The 15,319-nt window shown below is 34.6% G+C and carries 15 protein-coding genes; 2 read left to right on the forward strand and 13 right to left on the reverse strand.

Annotated elements, in window-relative coordinates; all coding sequences use genetic code 11:
- Positions 1–59: 59 nt before the first annotated feature.
- From ACK1U5_RS09255 to ACK1U5_RS09265, 3 genes are all read right to left on the reverse strand, one after another.
- Positions 60–1,277, reverse strand: coding sequence for a substrate-binding domain-containing protein (locus tag ACK1U5_RS09255; RefSeq protein WP_000062000.1), 1,218 nt, complete (start codon positions 1,275–1,277; stop codon positions 60–62).
- A gap of 262 nt (positions 1,278–1,539) precedes the next feature.
- The gene (locus tag ACK1U5_RS09260) at positions 1,540–2,463 is read right to left on the reverse strand and encodes a CobW family GTP-binding protein (protein ID WP_001044939.1); all 924 of its coding nucleotides are present in this window, start codon (positions 2,461–2,463) and stop codon (positions 1,540–1,542) included.
- A gap of 106 nt (positions 2,464–2,569) precedes the next feature.
- Positions 2,570–4,006 (reverse strand): flavin monoamine oxidase family protein, encoded by a 1,437-nt coding sequence (locus ACK1U5_RS09265; protein WP_069605403.1) that lies wholly within the window; start codon positions 4,004–4,006, stop codon positions 2,570–2,572.
- A gap of 200 nt (positions 4,007–4,206) precedes the next feature.
- On the opposite strand from ACK1U5_RS09265, the gene ACK1U5_RS09270 reads away from it, so the two are divergent.
- Entirely contained in the window at positions 4,207–5,151 is a 945-nt protein-coding gene (locus ACK1U5_RS09270; protein WP_000715321.1) for an L-lactate dehydrogenase, read from the forward strand.
- An 85-nt stretch (positions 5,152–5,236) separates the two neighbouring features.
- Here ACK1U5_RS09270 and ACK1U5_RS09275 read toward each other — a convergent pair whose 3' ends face one another.
- The 7 genes from ACK1U5_RS09275 to ACK1U5_RS09305 all read right to left on the reverse strand — a co-directional run bounded on the left by ACK1U5_RS09275 (position 5,237) and on the right by ACK1U5_RS09305 (position 11,178).
- Positions 5,237–6,250, reverse strand: coding sequence for an AI-2E family transporter (locus tag ACK1U5_RS09275; protein WP_001006597.1), 1,014 nt, complete (start codon positions 6,248–6,250; stop codon positions 5,237–5,239).
- Positions 6,251–6,394: 144 nt separating this feature from the next.
- Positions 6,395–8,005, reverse strand: coding sequence for an amidase family protein (locus ACK1U5_RS09280; protein ID WP_069605404.1), 1,611 nt, complete (start codon positions 8,003–8,005; stop codon positions 6,395–6,397).
- Positions 8,006–8,116: 111 nt separating this feature from the next.
- Positions 8,117–8,248 (reverse strand): hypothetical protein, encoded by a 132-nt coding sequence (locus ACK1U5_RS09285; RefSeq protein ID WP_000997344.1) that lies wholly within the window; start codon positions 8,246–8,248, stop codon positions 8,117–8,119.
- Between the two features lie 126 nt (positions 8,249–8,374).
- Positions 8,375–8,977, reverse strand: coding sequence for a nitroreductase family protein (locus ACK1U5_RS09290; RefSeq protein ID WP_069605405.1), 603 nt, complete (start codon positions 8,975–8,977; stop codon positions 8,375–8,377).
- Positions 8,978–9,034: 57 nt separating this feature from the next.
- Positions 9,035–9,685 carry a DsbA family oxidoreductase gene (locus tag ACK1U5_RS09295; protein ID WP_016117599.1) on the reverse strand — a complete coding sequence of 217 codons (651 nt, stop codon included), beginning with the start codon at positions 9,683–9,685 and terminating at the stop codon, positions 9,035–9,037.
- 71 nt (positions 9,686–9,756) lie between these two features.
- On the reverse strand, positions 9,757–10,188 hold the full coding sequence (locus ACK1U5_RS09300) for an Rrf2 family transcriptional regulator (protein ID WP_069605406.1): 432 nt from the start codon (positions 10,186–10,188) through the stop codon (positions 9,757–9,759).
- Positions 10,189–10,308: 120 nt separating this feature from the next.
- Positions 10,309–11,178 (reverse strand): LysR family transcriptional regulator, encoded by an 870-nt coding sequence (locus ACK1U5_RS09305; RefSeq protein ID WP_000156771.1) that lies wholly within the window; start codon positions 11,176–11,178, stop codon positions 10,309–10,311.
- A gap of 97 nt (positions 11,179–11,275) precedes the next feature.
- Here ACK1U5_RS09305 and ACK1U5_RS09310 point away from each other — a divergent pair, with 97 nt between their 5' ends.
- A complete protein-coding gene (locus ACK1U5_RS09310) occupies positions 11,276–12,181 on the forward strand; it encodes a DMT family transporter (RefSeq protein WP_000192805.1) in 906 nt (301 codons plus the stop codon).
- A gap of 42 nt (positions 12,182–12,223) precedes the next feature.
- On the opposite strand, the gene ACK1U5_RS09315 is transcribed toward ACK1U5_RS09310, so the two are convergent.
- The 3 genes from ACK1U5_RS09315 to ACK1U5_RS09325 all read right to left on the reverse strand — a co-directional run bounded on the left by ACK1U5_RS09315 (position 12,224) and on the right by ACK1U5_RS09325 (position 15,273).
- Positions 12,224–12,844 (reverse strand): YcnI family copper-binding membrane protein, encoded by a 621-nt coding sequence (locus ACK1U5_RS09315; protein WP_069605407.1) that lies wholly within the window; start codon positions 12,842–12,844, stop codon positions 12,224–12,226.
- A gap of 72 nt (positions 12,845–12,916) precedes the next feature.
- Complete coding sequence (locus ACK1U5_RS09320; RefSeq protein ID WP_000114337.1) at positions 12,917–14,566, reverse strand: copper resistance CopC/CopD family protein; 1,650 nt, start codon at positions 14,564–14,566, stop codon at positions 12,917–12,919.
- A 287-nt stretch (positions 14,567–14,853) separates the two neighbouring features.
- Positions 14,854–15,273, reverse strand: coding sequence for a VOC family protein (locus tag ACK1U5_RS09325; RefSeq protein WP_000750855.1), 420 nt, complete (start codon positions 15,271–15,273; stop codon positions 14,854–14,856).
- Positions 15,274–15,319 lie beyond the last annotated feature (46 nt).

Below are 15,319 nucleotides of genomic sequence, written 5' to 3' on the forward strand. Positions count from 1 at the left end.
AAGAAATATGTATAAAGAGGGTCCCCCCCTCTTTATACAAAAACAACAGAAAATTCAGTCTATTTATTTTGAACTGGTGGTTCTGTTTCTTTCATCGTTAATTCTCGCTCTAACACTGGCACCGGATAATCAACACCATCTTGCTTTTTCAATGTGATAGAATACAGCGTCTGCATCGCTTGGTGGTCCTTCTCTCTAAACTTCATCTTTCCTTTCGGTGTATCAAATTCCATTCCTTCCATTTTCTTAATCAATGTATCTACATCTGTATCACCTTTTGTTTTCTTTAAAGCTTCTACAATAGAAATTGCTGCCGACATTCCTCCCGCTGTAAACAAATCTGGCACTGCACCATTAAAACGTTTTTTATGCTCTTCAACTAGCCAATCATTCACTTTATTTTTTGGAAGTGTGTGATAATATACAGAAAAACCTTGCATACCTACTAATGCATCCATTGTTTTTAATGCTGGTATATCTGGCGCACCTGTAGAAATTTTAATACCTTGCGCTTCCACATTCATATCTTTCAACTGTTTCCAAGGTGAATTTGCCCCTGCCCAAACGATAAATAAATAATCTGGTTTTGAACTAATGATATTTTGAATATTCGCTGTAAAATCTGTTGAATTTGTATCCGCGTATTGCTCATTCACAATGTTCGCACCTAATTTTTTCGCACCCGCTTTAAATGCAGCAATCCCTTCACGACCAAAAGCGTTATCTGGGGCAAATGTCGCAATCTTTACATCTTTTTTCGCAATTGCTGCTGCTCCTGCAATCGCATCTTGTGAGGAACTTCTTCCAGTTCTAAAAATATATTTATTCCAGTTCTTCCCGGTAATACTATCCGCAACTGCCGGTTCTACAACCATAATCTTTTCATATTCCCCGGCCAGTGGTAAAACCGCTAACGTATCACTTGAACTAGACGATCCAACTAAAAAATCAACTTTCTCTTCTTCTAATAACTTCGTAGCTTTTTTAACTGCTACATCCGCTTTCGTTTCTGTATCTTCTACAACAAACTTAATCTTTTTCCCATCTACTTTCCCAGTTCCACCAGTTGCATAGTCTAACCCTAATTCAAATCCGTTCACTGTTTGTTTTCCATACGATTCTAGCGGTCCTGTTAAAGAAGCAAGAACTCCTACCTTAATCGTTTTTTCATCCTCTGTACTTGTTTTCTTTCCTGAACAAGCTGCCGTTATTAATAACGAACCTAAAACACAACCAGTAAACATTGTCTTTAGCCACTTACGTTTTTTCATCGACATTGTGATCCTCCCCATACTTTACTTTCTGATAGAATCAAACACGCCAAAATCCCCTGTCCGTAATCATGACTAACTAATTCGATAGATAATGGAAAACTCTTGTAGTACCCTCTACATTCGGCACAAATATATAATCACCTTCCTATGTAATGGAAACGGACATACAATCAATATATATTCTGCAATCCAATTGAAAATACTGTTTCATTTCAGTAATGACCATACAAAAAGACTAACTTATTTTTAAGTTAGTCTTTTCCCCTTAATTAGAGTTAAGTTCTACTTTCTCTAACCCTTCAGCCAATTGTTTCTTATCTAGTCCTTCTCCTATTACTACTAAGTTTGTCGGGAAACCGAAGTCTTGTTCTAATAAAGTTGGTACTCCGAACGAATATTGGAATAGGTGAGGGTATTTATCTCCATGGAATTTCACAAAACCTTTCACTCGATAAATACTATCTGGTAAATTCGAAAGCCATTCATATAATTTGTCTTGATCAATCGGTTTCGTAAATTGATATGTCATCGTTTGTATATGTAAATGCTGTTTGACATGTAGTGTCTCATGTTCCTCATCATTTGGAAATTCTGCTTCTTCTATATCTTTTAAAGATATATTACAATACTTTGTCTCATACATTTTCGCATGATCATTTATTGCCTTTACTTCTTCAAATACTGTGTTCTTATCTTCATCTGTTAGTAAATCTGCTTTATTAACAAGAATGTGACTACCAAATTTAAGTTGCTCATGCAATAGCTGTTGTACATTTGCACTTAATATACTTCGATTTAACCACCTTACTGCATCTAAAACGACTACAATTGATTTCACTTCCAGAAAAGGAGCTAAAATTGGCGAGACACACGCGTCTAACACTTCAATTGGATGCGCAACACCTGTCGTTTCTATATAAATTACATCTGGTCTTTCTTGTTGGTATAACGAATGTAATTGTATTTCAAGCTCTTCTTTTAATGTACAACAAATACATCCTTTAAGAAGTTCTCTTAAAACATTCTCTTTTCCAATAATATCTGTATCTACTGAGTATTCACCAATTTCATTCATTAATACTGCAACTTTTCTATTCTTCTTTTTCTCTGCTAACAATAAATTTTGTAATAATGTTGATTTTCCACTACCTAAAAAACCACCTAATATATGAATCTCCACTTTATTCATTCAACCGACCATCCATTTCTTTACTTCAAATGTATTCAAAGCGTAATAATTACGATTTATACTTATTATTTTATTAAAAGAATGACCATTTGTAAATATAAGAGATTCACTGTTCATTGACTTCATATGCAACTCTAACTCCAGACTCAATTGCCCCTTGCATCCACCCATGTGTTAATGTCGTATGCTCTCCTGCAAAGTGTACTTTTCCAGATGGTGGTGTAATATACGGAAATAACTCGAGCTCTTGGCCTGGTTCGAAAGCTGTAAATGCACCGCAAGAATACGGATTTTTACTCCAGCTAAAAGATGTTCCAGTGACAAACTCACTATAGACGATGTCACCGTATATTTCCGCTAAATTTTTTAATGCGTAACGAATACGATCTCTTTGCGGGAGACTATCCCATGTTAACGCCTCATCTGCCCACGTATAACTTGCTATAACGATAGCTGGTCCTGGAGTATGAATGCCATAACTCGGATAGTATGTAAACCGTATCGGTAAATCAGTAATAGATTTACCTCCACACTGTCCCGCTTTCTCCCAAAATCTACTTTTAAACTCTATTGCAATTTTAGTTGCAGCAATATAATTTAATTCACGAATTGCTCTTTTTTTAAAATAAGAGAATAAATAGTATGGCTGAACTTCTACAAATCTTAACGCTGAAAATGGAATTGTAATAATAGCAAAATCACTTGTTATTGTAAATTGCTCTAGCGTTTGTTCATGATTTCCTTGTAACATTACTTTATTATCTTCTTGTATAATTTTATCAACCTTATACTGCATTAAAATATGTTCCCTTAATTGTGGTAAGAATGCATTCGATAACTTATCCATTCCACCAGTTATTTCATAATATTTCGTTGTTGAAGTAAAGAAAATCATTTCACGTAATACTTCAATTAAGGACATTCCCATATAAGCTTCCATATCAAGAAGTACCCCAATCATATCTATTGCACCATCTGAATAATACTCCATTAAAAATGAACCAAGCGAATACGTTTTATACTTTTTTTCAACGATAAGCCAGTTTTTATCAGGATCCTTCTTAATATAATTTAGTATTGGTTCTAATACTTCAATCATTAGCTCTTCTGCCGTTTTTCCTTTTTCTTTATCCAAAACCGGATATTCAAGTACACTTGGCTCATTTTCAAACACATTCAATCTCGTTTGAATGTTATTCGTATAAATGATATCTGCAAAAGTTTTATTTATAAAAAGGTTTAAAGGTAGTTTAAATTTATGAATATACGCTAAGGTTAACTTATGGGTGTCAGGGATTCTCATCGGTCCCGCATTAAAATATAAACCCACACTAAATGGTTCCCGAATCGTATACACCCTGCCACCTATTCTGTTATTTGCTTCTATAATCGTTACTTCGTGCCCAGCCTCTTTTAATAAAGAACCTGCAACTAATCCAGAAATCCCTGCACCTGCAATCGTAATCCGTTTTGGGTTATTCTTTTTAAAAAGCCCTGCATGAATAATATGAAGCATTTCTTCCATTGCTAATGGGTTCCCCATGCCATTTCCCCTTTTACAAAGGATTTTACTGAATTATATTCGGTTCACTGAATTCCTATGTTTTGTTCGCGGATTTGCACGGATACATTTTCAAATACTTGAATATCTTTTATAAAATGTAATAAACTAGATATGACTCTATAGAAGTAAGACGTATTATCTTACATAACAAAACCAATGAAATTGCGAGGAATTTTGAAATGAAAAAAGGTATTAACCGTGTTGTATTAGTAGGAACAGGAGCAGTTGGATGTAGTTATGCTTACTGCATGATTAACCAAGCCGTAGCTGAAGAATTTGTTTTAGTCGATGTAAATGAGGCAAAAGCTGAAGGAGAAGCAATGGATTTAAGTCATGCTGTTCCATTCGCACCAGCTCCAACTAGAGTATGGAAAGGCAGCTACGAAGATTGTAAAGATGCTGACCTTGTAGTTATTACAGCTGGATTACCACAAAAGCCAGGCGAAACACGTTTAGATTTAGTTGAGAAAAACGCCAAAATCTTTAAACAAATCGTTCGCAGTATTATGGATAGCGGATTTGATGGCATCTTCTTAATCGCAACAAACCCTGTAGATATTTTAACTTATGTAACTTGGAAAGAATCTGGTTTACCGAAAGAACGTGTAATCGGTTCTGGTACAACGCTTGATTCTGCTCGTTTCCGCTATATGTTAGGTGAGTACTTCGATATTGGTCCACACAACATTCACGCTTATATTATCGGAGAACACGGCGATACTGAACTTCCAGTTTGGAGCCATGTTTCCGTTGGTATCCAAAAACTACAAACACTGCTTGAAAAAGACAACACGTATAATCAAGAAGATTTAGACAAAATTTTCATAAACGTCCGTGATGCAGCTTACCATATTATTGAGCGTAAAGGCGCAACTTATTATGGTATCGGCATGTCACTTCTACGTGTTACAAAAGCAATTTTAAACGACGAAAATAGTGTATTAACTGTATCAGCTTACTTAGAAGGGCAATATGGTCAAAAAGATGTTTATATAGGGGTACCTGCTGTTTTAAATCGCGGCGGTGTTCGTGAAATTTTAGAAGTTGAATTAAGTGAAGATGAAGAATTAAAATTCGATCACTCTGTTCAAGTATTGAAAGAAACAATGGCTCCGGTTCTTTAATGAAAATAAAAAGCAATCCAATTTATTTTGGATTGCTTTTTATTTTCATTATCTCCTATGACTTTTTGTGATTTTCTATCATTTCTTATTTTTTAGTCGCATCCTCATTATTTATATCAAGTACATCTAATAAAAAGATAAAGATTGGTATCCCGATAATAAGCCCCCATATTCCGAGGAAATGCTCTGAGAAGATAAGAATCATAAATGTGTAGAATATTGGTAAATTTGTTTTTGCAGACATAAACTTCGGATTTAAAAAATAACTTTCAAGAGCGTGGATTACTGTTATGAATACGAGTATGTATACTACGTACATAACTCCGCCTACGTTGTAAGCAATGATACAAAGTGGAAACAAAGAAATAATCACACCTGCAACAGGAATCAACCCTAGTAAGAAAATCATAACAGCTAATACAAGTAGCTGTGGAAATCCTAAAACGATTAATGCAATGACAGTAAGAATACAATTTACAACGGCAATTAAAAACTGAGCCTCAATTACTTTGCCGAACGATCTTGCAAATCTTTCACCAAAATATGCAATTTCCTCATAAAAGATTTTTAACTTACTATCTTTAAACTTAGATGTAAATGTAATAATACGCTCTTTTTCTAATAAGAAAAATAAGCTTAAAATTAGAGATAATAATATTTGTAAACTTACCTTCCCTATATTTGCTATCGATTGATAGATGACATCTACACCTTGTTCTATATATTTTGATACTTCCATCCCATTAATTGTCGAAAGTGCATATTTAACGATTTCATTATCAGGTGGATTTTGAAAAAATAGTTTAAACTGATAAATTAATTGTGAAATTTGTATCGTCAGCACAGGTAAATATTTATATAACGTTGTGCCTATAAAGGAAACCAATATTATATATAAACATGCAATAACAATTTTCCGGTTTACTTTCAATTTTCTTGAAATAAAACGTTGAAATCGATCCATTAAAAACGTCAGTATAAACGTAATTAATATTAAATTAATCATACTTTTTAATGCGTATAATACAAGCGCTACTATTATTAAAACGAGAAACCGTTGAAACCCTCTACTTCGAAAAAAACTCTTTACTTCATTCATTAAGAATTAACCTCCCCCTTCAATGGATGGAAATTGAATATATTACATTTTATGAACTCCTATAGACAATCTTTCTTACTAATTGAGAAGAATCCTTTTTTTCTTTTCATATTGTTAGATTCCAGTTATTTTTCATATAATCTTTTATAAACTAGGTAATTTTCTATTTTTAGACTGCTGTTCATACGCATATCCAATATTGAAAAGCTCTTTTTCACCAAACTGTTTCCCTACAAACACTACACCGATTGGTTCTCCATTTTTATCATATCCAGCAGGAACCGCTAATTCCGGATAACCAGCTACAGCTGATAGAAGAACTTCATCGTTATTAATCATAACTAGAGCATCCAAACCTTTTTCTACTAAATACCTATCTAGCTCTTTTCTTGCATTTTCTTGACTCGTTTGCACTACGTTTTCAAACTCTTCTTTCGTTATAACAGATTTTTCAGACCCTTCAATTAATGTTTGTCCGTATTTTATTCGTCTTTTACTATCCTTTTTATTAAACGCTATAATCTCTTCTAACGATTTTACCGGTACATTCTTTTGCTGTGAAAGATAGTCGTTTACATTATGCTTGAACTCATATTCTAATGTTTGCAAATTATCTACACCCTCAGCACTTAACTGGATATTATCAGTTAATATCGCACCTGCATCTTGAAGGTGTTTTCTAATTTTTTCTGCTACTGCTTTTCTATTTTCATCTTGTTGGTCTACAGAAAAAAGAAGCCCTATCTTTTTCCCTTTTAATCCATCTATCGATAAATCCTTTGTATAATCAATTCTTTCTTTATCTTTCATTTTTTCTGTCATAACATCTTTTTCGTCATAACCTATCATTGCATTAAATAATGTTGCTGCATCTTTTACCGTTCTTGCCATAGGTCCTGCTGTATCAAGAGTTTCAGCTAACGGAATAATTCCTGTTCTGCTTACCATACCTAAAGATGGACGTAACCCAACTACTGATTGCTGCGCCGCGGGTGCAACAATCGATCCCGTCGTTTCTGTTCCAATTGCAAGCGGTGCAAAATCTGCTGCAACTACTGTAGCAGATCCTGAACTTGATCCTGAAGTATCGAATGTAATCGGACCGTACGGGTTTAAATTTTGTCCTTTCTTCCCGCTATACCCACTTGGCATTGTAAAAGATAAATAGTTCGCCCACTCAGACATATTCGCTTTTCCTAAAACAAATGCTCCTTCTTCTTTCAACTGCTTCACAATTGTTGCGTCTTGATCTGCAATCCAATCTTTTAATACATAAGTTCCTGCACTAGTCGGCATCACTTTTTCCGTCTGTACATTATCTTTTACAACGACAGGAATACCATATAAATTCGAATTTTTGTTTCTACCCCGCTCTTGATCTAACTTTCTTGCTTCTTCCATCGCATTAGGATTTATCTCTGTAACAGAATTTAATGTTATTCCATTTTGATCATGTTCTTGTATTCTAAAGAGATAAATACTCGTTAATTCTTCATATGACAACTTTCCATCATCAATCATTTTTTGAAGCTCATCTACAGTCGCATTTACGACTTCTTTTTCTTTTATCTTTACATTTTCTATATTGATTCCTTTAAGCTGATTATGTATCGGTTGTAGCACTCTTTCTTTATCATATACAATACGCTCAGGTTCCTTTGGAAAATAATTTTTATACACGTAATATCCACCAGCACACGCTAATAAGACAATGCCTCCAGTGATAGACAGCGTTACCTTTACCCATTTCTTCATGTTGCTTCCTCCACTCTATAAGATGCTTAGCTATACAAAAAAGAGAGTTACCTTTTACTTAACTCTCTCCAATCAAAATGCTAAATGAAAAAATGAAAGATTTCAATCTAATTACTTCTTTTTTTGCATTTGCTTTGCTAACATTTCTTTCACTTGATTATACGTTAACCCTGAATTTTTATTTAAACGCTTTACTTCCTCAACATCAGTACCTACCACTGTATATTTTTTCTCATCATTCATTTTTCTAATTCCCTTCTCACCGTATTATTTCTTATATTTCTTCCCTAAATACGCATAAATTAACACCACTACAAAAAAGGAAGCTGTTTTTAAGCACAGCTTCCTTCTCGTTACATATTGTATTTCTTAATAAAATTTCACTACATCTTCAGTAGGTAAGAACGTTCTTTCTGCTGGTTGTTCGTTTGGTTCACCAAATGGCATTTGACCTACTAAGCTCCACTCTGCCGGAATGTTCCAAGTTTCTTTCACTTCAGCATCTACGATTGGGTTGTAATGTTGTAATGACGCTCCAATTCCTTCAGCAGATAATAGCATCCACACAGTATGTTGTAACATCGCATTTCCTTGATGAGACCAGAATGGGAACTGATCTTTATATAATGGCGCATTTTCTTGCATTTTTTCTACAGTTGCTTGATCTTCAAAGAATAGAACTGTTCCTACACCTGCATGGAAGCCTTTTAGTCTTTCTACAGTCGCTTCAAAGTTTTCTGCTGGTACGCGGGCTCTTAGTGTTTCTTTAACGATATCCCAAAACTTTTCATGCTCTCCATCCATTAATACAACCATACGACCACTTTGCATATTGAAAGATGTTGGTGCGTGTAAAGCTATTTTTAACACTTCTTCAATTCTTTCTTTCGTAATTGCATCGTTTTTTGCTACTTTACGAATTGAACGGCGGTTCACGATTGCTTCTTTTAAGTTTGTTGTAGTTGCTGACATTTTAATTCCTCCAAATGTTTGTTTTATAATTTATTTTTTTATTTCATAACAAGCGAATTAGCAATATCCATCGGTATTACATTGCATACCTTCAAATGAATTTGTTTTATCCTTTTCAATTTCTTTATCAATGACCCTTTCTAGTGTTTCTTTACTAGCAAGCCCTTGAATGACTTCATCTCCAATCATGACAGTTGGAACAGCCATAATATTCGCTTCATCATATGCGTGTTGAATTGCTTCTTGATGCTTTTCTTTATATTTACGAGTTACTAAAGCATCTTTAAATTCCGCCTCAGGAAGTCCTACTTCTACCGCTAATTTTGTTAACACATCAATATCTTCAATGTTTTGCTCTTCTTGGAAAAATGCTGTGAATACGCGGTGATGATACTCATTACCTAGTCCACGTTCTTTCGCAAATTGACATCCTTCGAAAGCTAAATGTGTATATGGATGCGGTGAAACACGTGGCAAGCGCATATCAATTCCTAACTTCTTCGCTGTCGGAAGAATGAAAGCATCCCATGAACCTAATTTTTCTGGTTCATTCCATGGATCTATTTTTGCATATGGACTTGGACGTAATTCAAATGGCATCCATTCAATCTCTACATCTTTCTCTTTCGCTACCTCATCTAATGGACCTTTTGCTAAAAAACAAAACGGACATATAAAATCTGAGTATACTTTCATTTTTACAGTCATAACTTTTACACCTTACCTTTATTGTTGTAATCAAATCAGTTACATTAATGACAAAAAAATATAAATATGATTTAAGCATTCATTTTTTCTTGCAAAGTTTCAAACAACTGCCCCATTGTAATATTTCTCAAAACTTCTTCCATCGCGGATTGTGCTTGAATTAAAATAATTTCTAACACCGCTTGAATATTCGCACCAATTGGACAATCTGGATTCGGTTTCTCGTGAATATGAAATAGCTTGTCTTCTTCGACTACGTTCACTGCATGATACACATCTAACAATGTGATTTCATGTAAATCCTTTAGTAATCCCGCGCCACCCGGTCCACGATTTACGTAAACAAAGCCAGCTTGTTTCAAGTACGACATGATTTTACGAATGACTACTGGATTTGTATTGACACTCTCAGCCATATAGTCTGAAGTACAAAGTGAAGATGGATTGTTTTTCAAAATAGATAAAATATGAACAGCTATGGAAAAGCGGCTACTAATTTTCATCGTAATCACCACCTCGATGTAATCATTATAGTTACAACTGAAAAATAAGTCAATCCTTTTCATAGATTTTTTATAAGTAAATTAAAAAGTGTCCCATTATGATATATGAGACACCTCTTTTTATTCTGCAAATAGCGATTGAAATTCTTCAATAAATAGCTGCACAGCGATTGAAGAATCCTTTAATGAAGGAACAGCTAAAGCAATTTCTCTCCATACTTGTGGTTCCAATTCTCTCGTTTGCACATTTTTTGGTAAATTCGTTAAAGATAATTCAGCTAATATTGCAATGCCTAATCCTTCTTGAATCATATTTAAAGCTGTAGTAACTGTCGAAATTACATACTCAGCCCGAAGTGGTACGTTTGCTTGTTTAAACATATCAATAATAGGTGGTTCGTATCCGCCCTTACATAATATGATTGGTTCATTCTCTAAATCACTAATTGTAATAGAGTCCTTCTTACAGAGAGGATGATCCTCTCTTAAGATAGCAACCATTTTCCCCTTCGTTAATGGAACAATCTCCATATCTTTATTAGGCAAAATAACAATTCCTATATCAATAACCCTCGATACTAACCAATCTTCAACTTCTTTAATCGTTCCTTCACAAAGAACCACTTCTAATTTCGGATACTTCTCCTTAAAAAGGTTTATCATTTTGGGTAAGAAATGTGCAGAAGCACTCGGAAAACTACCAATTCGAATCGTCCCAACTTCGTGTCCTTTCTCCATCGCAACTTCTTGTTCAATCTTCTCTACACCGTTCAAAATCTCTCTAATATGTACAAGAATCCTGTTTCCTACATCCGTAACGAGGAGCCCTTTTCGTTTATCACGTATAAGAATAGTAACTCCTAACTCTGACTCAATACTTGAAATCGCATGACTAACAGCTGGCTGCGTCATATTTAATACCCTGGCAGCTTTCGTAAAACTACCTAACTCAACAGTTTTTATTAATACTTGCAGTTGTGTAATGGTCATAACTAATCACTTATACTCCTCATAAAAAAGATTCATTTTATTTATTACAGTCGATATCATATCATAGTGAAATGAATAACAACAAGGAGGTCTTTCAGTGACACAGCTTTCTCGAACTAAGACGGCCATCATCCTTACCTTTCTCGTTTTCATGTGGGGAATCAATTGGCCTTTATCAAAGTTTGCCCTGCATTATACACCACCTGTTTTATTTGCAGGCGTTCGAACTTTAATTGGAGGATTCATTTTACTCCTGTTCGCATTACCGAAATACAAAGAGTTACATTTAAAAGAAACGTGGCATTTATACGTTATTTCTTCTTTACTTAACATCATTATATTTTACGGATTACAAACTGTCGGCCTTCAATATATGCCTGCTGGGTTATTTTCCGCCATTGTATTTCTACAACCAGTTTTACTCGGTATTTTCTCGTGGATATGGCTTGAAGAATCAATGTACGGCTTGAAAATTTTCGGGCTTGTTCTCGGATTTATTGGTGTAGGTGTTATTAGCTCTAGCAGTTTAACAGGACATATTTCTATCATTGGAATCCTTCTCGCGTTAGGATGCGCTATCGGCTGGGCACTTGGCACAGTATTTATTAAGAAGACTGGTCACCGTGTTAATGCCATTTGGATGGTAACACTTCAGCTTATTATTGGTGGCCTTTGCTTAATTGGATTTGGTTCAGAGTTTGAAAGCTGGTCTAGTATCGCTTGGAGTATGCCATTTGTTAGCGTACTTCTCTTTATTTCATTCTTTGTTATTGCAATGGGGTGGCTTGCATACTTCACACTTGTTGGAGCTGGTGAAGCAAGTAAAGTTGGGGCTTATACATTCCTCATTCCACTAATAGCTATTATTGTAAGTTCAATTTTCTTACATGAGGCTATTACCATTAGCTTATTCATCGGACTATTATTTATTGTTGTGAGTATTTGTTTTGTAAATATAAAACCGAAAACACTTGCTGTAAGGCAGCAAGTTGAATTGAAATAAACGTAAGAAAGAGCCTACTGTTTGTAGGCTCTTTCTTACGTCTTACTTTTTACGACGTACTACAAAAACACACGCACTTACCGACGATACTATGGCAAAAATAGATAAGACAATTGCTATCAATTGCATATTACTAGTACCTTCATTTTTTTCTACACTAGACACTTCACCATGTTCTCCTGTTAATGACGTACCTTTTGCAATTGTAGTAAGTGAATGCGGTTTTTCAGCTTTTTCATCACCTGTCCATTCAACAATTTCTCCATCTTTATATTGTTGATATGCGTCCCAAGCTATTTTTTGCTCTTTATCCGGATTTTTAGCGACGAAAGTAAATCGCTGGAACTGACCTGTTAAAATTCCTTCTCCTGTCGCTTCCCATACTACAGTTTTAACTTTTCCGGCATTATCTTTTTGCTCCTCAACTTTCCATCCTGGCACTGGTTCATACTGTTGGAACTCCACTCCAGACGGTATTTTCAGTGTAACTTTTGTCGTTGCTACATTTTTTTCAACTGGTACTTTTATCGTATAAGTCTCCCAAGAACTAACGTCAGAAGTTGCTGGTTTTACAGTGACGTGCGCACTAACAGGTAACGAAAACATTCCCATTGCAATAATTGTTGCGATCATTGTTGTTCCTAATTTTTTTATACGTTTCATTTTCTATTTACTCCTTTTCATCTATAACATCTGTTTATCCTGCTACTCGCTAGCAGCATGATTGGTAAAATTTTATCTGCCACCTACAATAAATTTAAAATCTGTATCGAAACTATCAAGAGATTTTGTTAATCCATGAACATGTATATTCCAGTTTCCTGTCATATTAATATACATACCTTCTGCTTCATATTCTCCTGGTGAAACTACTGAAACTTTAAATGAACCTTTTCCCATGTTCATATCTAATGATTGAGTCGTCAATATCATTTGTTCCATATCAGTAACAGGCTGTCCCTTTTCGTCCTTTAGTGTAATATGGAATTTATTTTGTCCTACCTTATTCGGACTTACATTTAGCGTAAGTTCATATCCATTATCTAATTGCTTACTCTCTGTAAATGGTCCAGTAGGAGGCATCGGTGGTGTTTGTACGTTTGTCATAAAAGCTACGATTACGAAAATGATAATTCCAATGACAAACTCTACTTTCACCGTAGCTCCTAATCCTTGCTGCGCTCTTATTCTCCCTTTCACATAATGAATAATTCCCAATATCCCCATGAAAATAAATAATAGTATCTTTGCTAATAAAGCCAATCCATACTTCGTATCAAATAACGAGTGGATTGTTGGAATAAAAAATGTACTATTAAAAAGGCCTGTTATTAAAATCACAATGACAGCACCTGTTGCCCACGGTGAAAAACGCTTAATCATATCCCAATACATATGCCACTTATTATCCTCTTTACATAAAAGAAGAATAATAGATGATAAACCACCAACCCATAATGAAGCTGCTAATAAATGTAGAAAATCCATAACGACAGCAATGTCTTTAAACTTTAAACCGTATGCGTGACTATTAAAGGCCTTCATAACAAGTAGCCCTATAAACAATAGTATTGGAATACTCCATACTTTAAACGACGAAAACTTCTCATGCTTCACCGCAAAATACGTAACAATTATAAGCGTACTAATGAGAACCATTTGAGTAATCCATACATAACCAAAAACAGAAAGCTGTAATGTTTCTTTTAATAGTAAAGGATTGAATGCTTCTAGCCATGAAACATCAGCATTTATTTTCGCTTGCAGTGGTAGATTGAATAACAAGCTAATCAATATCCCAAATAAAGAGATCCATATTATGTTCTTACTCCTTGATCGAACCGAGGTTGCATTGCCTTTATACATAATAAGATTAAAGAATAGCACTCCTATAAATAGTGAGAAACTTGTATATAAAATTCCACGTTCCATAATCATATCGATTTGTGGGACGTAGCCCATCTCTTCCACTTGTATATCGTCTGTTTCCGCTTCCGCTAATCCAACCCGGAACGGGATAACTCCTTGAATTGGATGTCCATCAGCTGAAATCACTTTCCACTGAATAGAGTAAAGACCATTTTTGAGATTGTCTTTTAATCCAGCTTCTAATAGCTTTTTATTTTTTTTATCAATATGAGCATCTTTTAAATCGACCCTTTTACCTGATGTATCTCTCACGTACAATGTATTAAAACTTGAAACTTGTATGTCCTCATCGAATTCGATTTTTACAACAGATGGTGCTTTCTTCAATGTTTCATTTTCAGTAGGGTTTGATTTCACAACGTACGCATGAGCAGATGCACTTTGCGGTATCAATATGATAAGCACACACACAAGTAATAGCCATGTCCCTAATCTTCTCATTACTTTCACACTCATTTCACTTCTTTCTTCCTCATTGCTCTATTTTCATTACTTTAACTTCCGAAGTTTGATTCTCGGGCGAAATATTAACCTGATTAAATATAAACTTCTAATATAATAGTAACTATCACGATAGATACAACTTACATTTTTAAAGCCGATTGTTATTATATCATAAAATATATTTATGTAAGTTATCAAAGAAGAAAAGTTATCGTGAATCATTTGTGAAGAAAATGTGAAATACATAAATAAAAAGGTATTACGTTATTACGTAACACCTTTAAAAAAATATCCCTCTTCTATTTCTCTTCCGGATAATCACAATACTCGATAATCGTTCCTTCAGTATCCGCTGGGTTAAGATAAATTAACCTTCTACCGTGCTTATTAATGCGTAGTGTATGCTCTAATGTCCGAATACCTTGTTCTTTTAACTCTTCTAGAGCCACATCTAAATCATCGACACGATACGCAACATGATGTACACCTTTACCTTTTTGTTTTATAAATCGGGCAATTGGTGAAGTGGTGTTATTTGTCGGCGCAAGTAATTCAATTCTATCTCCATCCACTTCAAGAATGGCTACTTCGCTTTCTACACCTGGTGCCTCACTTACGTAACGATCTATTAATTCTCCTGATAGAACCTGTTCATAAAAACGTATGGTACTATCTATATCACGAACTGCGATTCCGATATGATCAATTGTTTTTTTCATTTTATTTCCCCTACTACTTTATTTTTTCTCATTATTAATAGTAACA

Source organism: Bacillus sp. XB1, assembly GCF_053557995.1.

Bases quoted from the DNA above. Each gene is read 5' to 3' on its own strand.
- ACK1U5_RS09305 (WP_000156771.1), bottom strand. From the start codon at position 11,178: ATGACCATTACACAACTGCAAGTATTAATAAAAACTGTTGAGTTAGGT.
- ACK1U5_RS09290 (WP_069605405.1), bottom strand. From the start codon at position 8,977: ATGTCAGCAACTACAACAAACTTAAAAGAAGCAATCGTGAACCGCCGT.
- ACK1U5_RS09285 (WP_000997344.1), bottom strand. From the start codon at position 8,248: ATGAATGATGAGAAAAAATATACAGTGGTAGGTACTGATGTTGAGGAA.
- ACK1U5_RS09255 (WP_000062000.1), bottom strand. From the start codon at position 1,277: ATGTCGATGAAAAAACGTAAGTGGCTAAAGACAATGTTTACTGGTTGT.
- ACK1U5_RS09280 (WP_069605404.1), bottom strand. From the start codon at position 8,005: ATGAAGAAATGGGTAAAGGTAACGCTGTCTATCACTGGAGGCATTGTC.
- ACK1U5_RS09315 (WP_069605407.1), bottom strand. From the start codon at position 12,844: ATGAAACGTATAAAAAAATTAGGAACAACAATGATCGCAACAATTATT.
- ACK1U5_RS09300 (WP_069605406.1), bottom strand. From the start codon at position 10,188: ATGAAAATTAGTAGCCGCTTTTCCATAGCTGTTCATATTTTATCTATT.
- ACK1U5_RS09270 (WP_000715321.1), top strand. From the start codon at position 4,207: ATGAAAAAAGGTATTAACCGTGTTGTATTAGTAGGAACAGGAGCAGTT.
- ACK1U5_RS09295 (WP_016117599.1), bottom strand. From the start codon at position 9,685: ATGACTGTAAAAATGAAAGTATACTCAGATTTTATATGTCCGTTTTGT.
- ACK1U5_RS09325 (WP_000750855.1), bottom strand. From the start codon at position 15,273: ATGAAAAAAACAATTGATCATATCGGAATCGCAGTTCGTGATATAGAT.
- ACK1U5_RS09320 (WP_000114337.1), bottom strand. From the start codon at position 14,566: ATGAGTGTGAAAGTAATGAGAAGATTAGGGACATGGCTATTACTTGTG.
- ACK1U5_RS09265 (WP_069605403.1), bottom strand. From the start codon at position 4,006: ATGGGGAACCCATTAGCAATGGAAGAAATGCTTCATATTATTCATGCA.
- ACK1U5_RS09275 (WP_001006597.1), bottom strand. From the start codon at position 6,250: ATGAATGAAGTAAAGAGTTTTTTTCGAAGTAGAGGGTTTCAACGGTTT.
- ACK1U5_RS09260 (WP_001044939.1), bottom strand. From the start codon at position 2,463: ATGAATAAAGTGGAGATTCATATATTAGGTGGTTTTTTAGGTAGTGGA.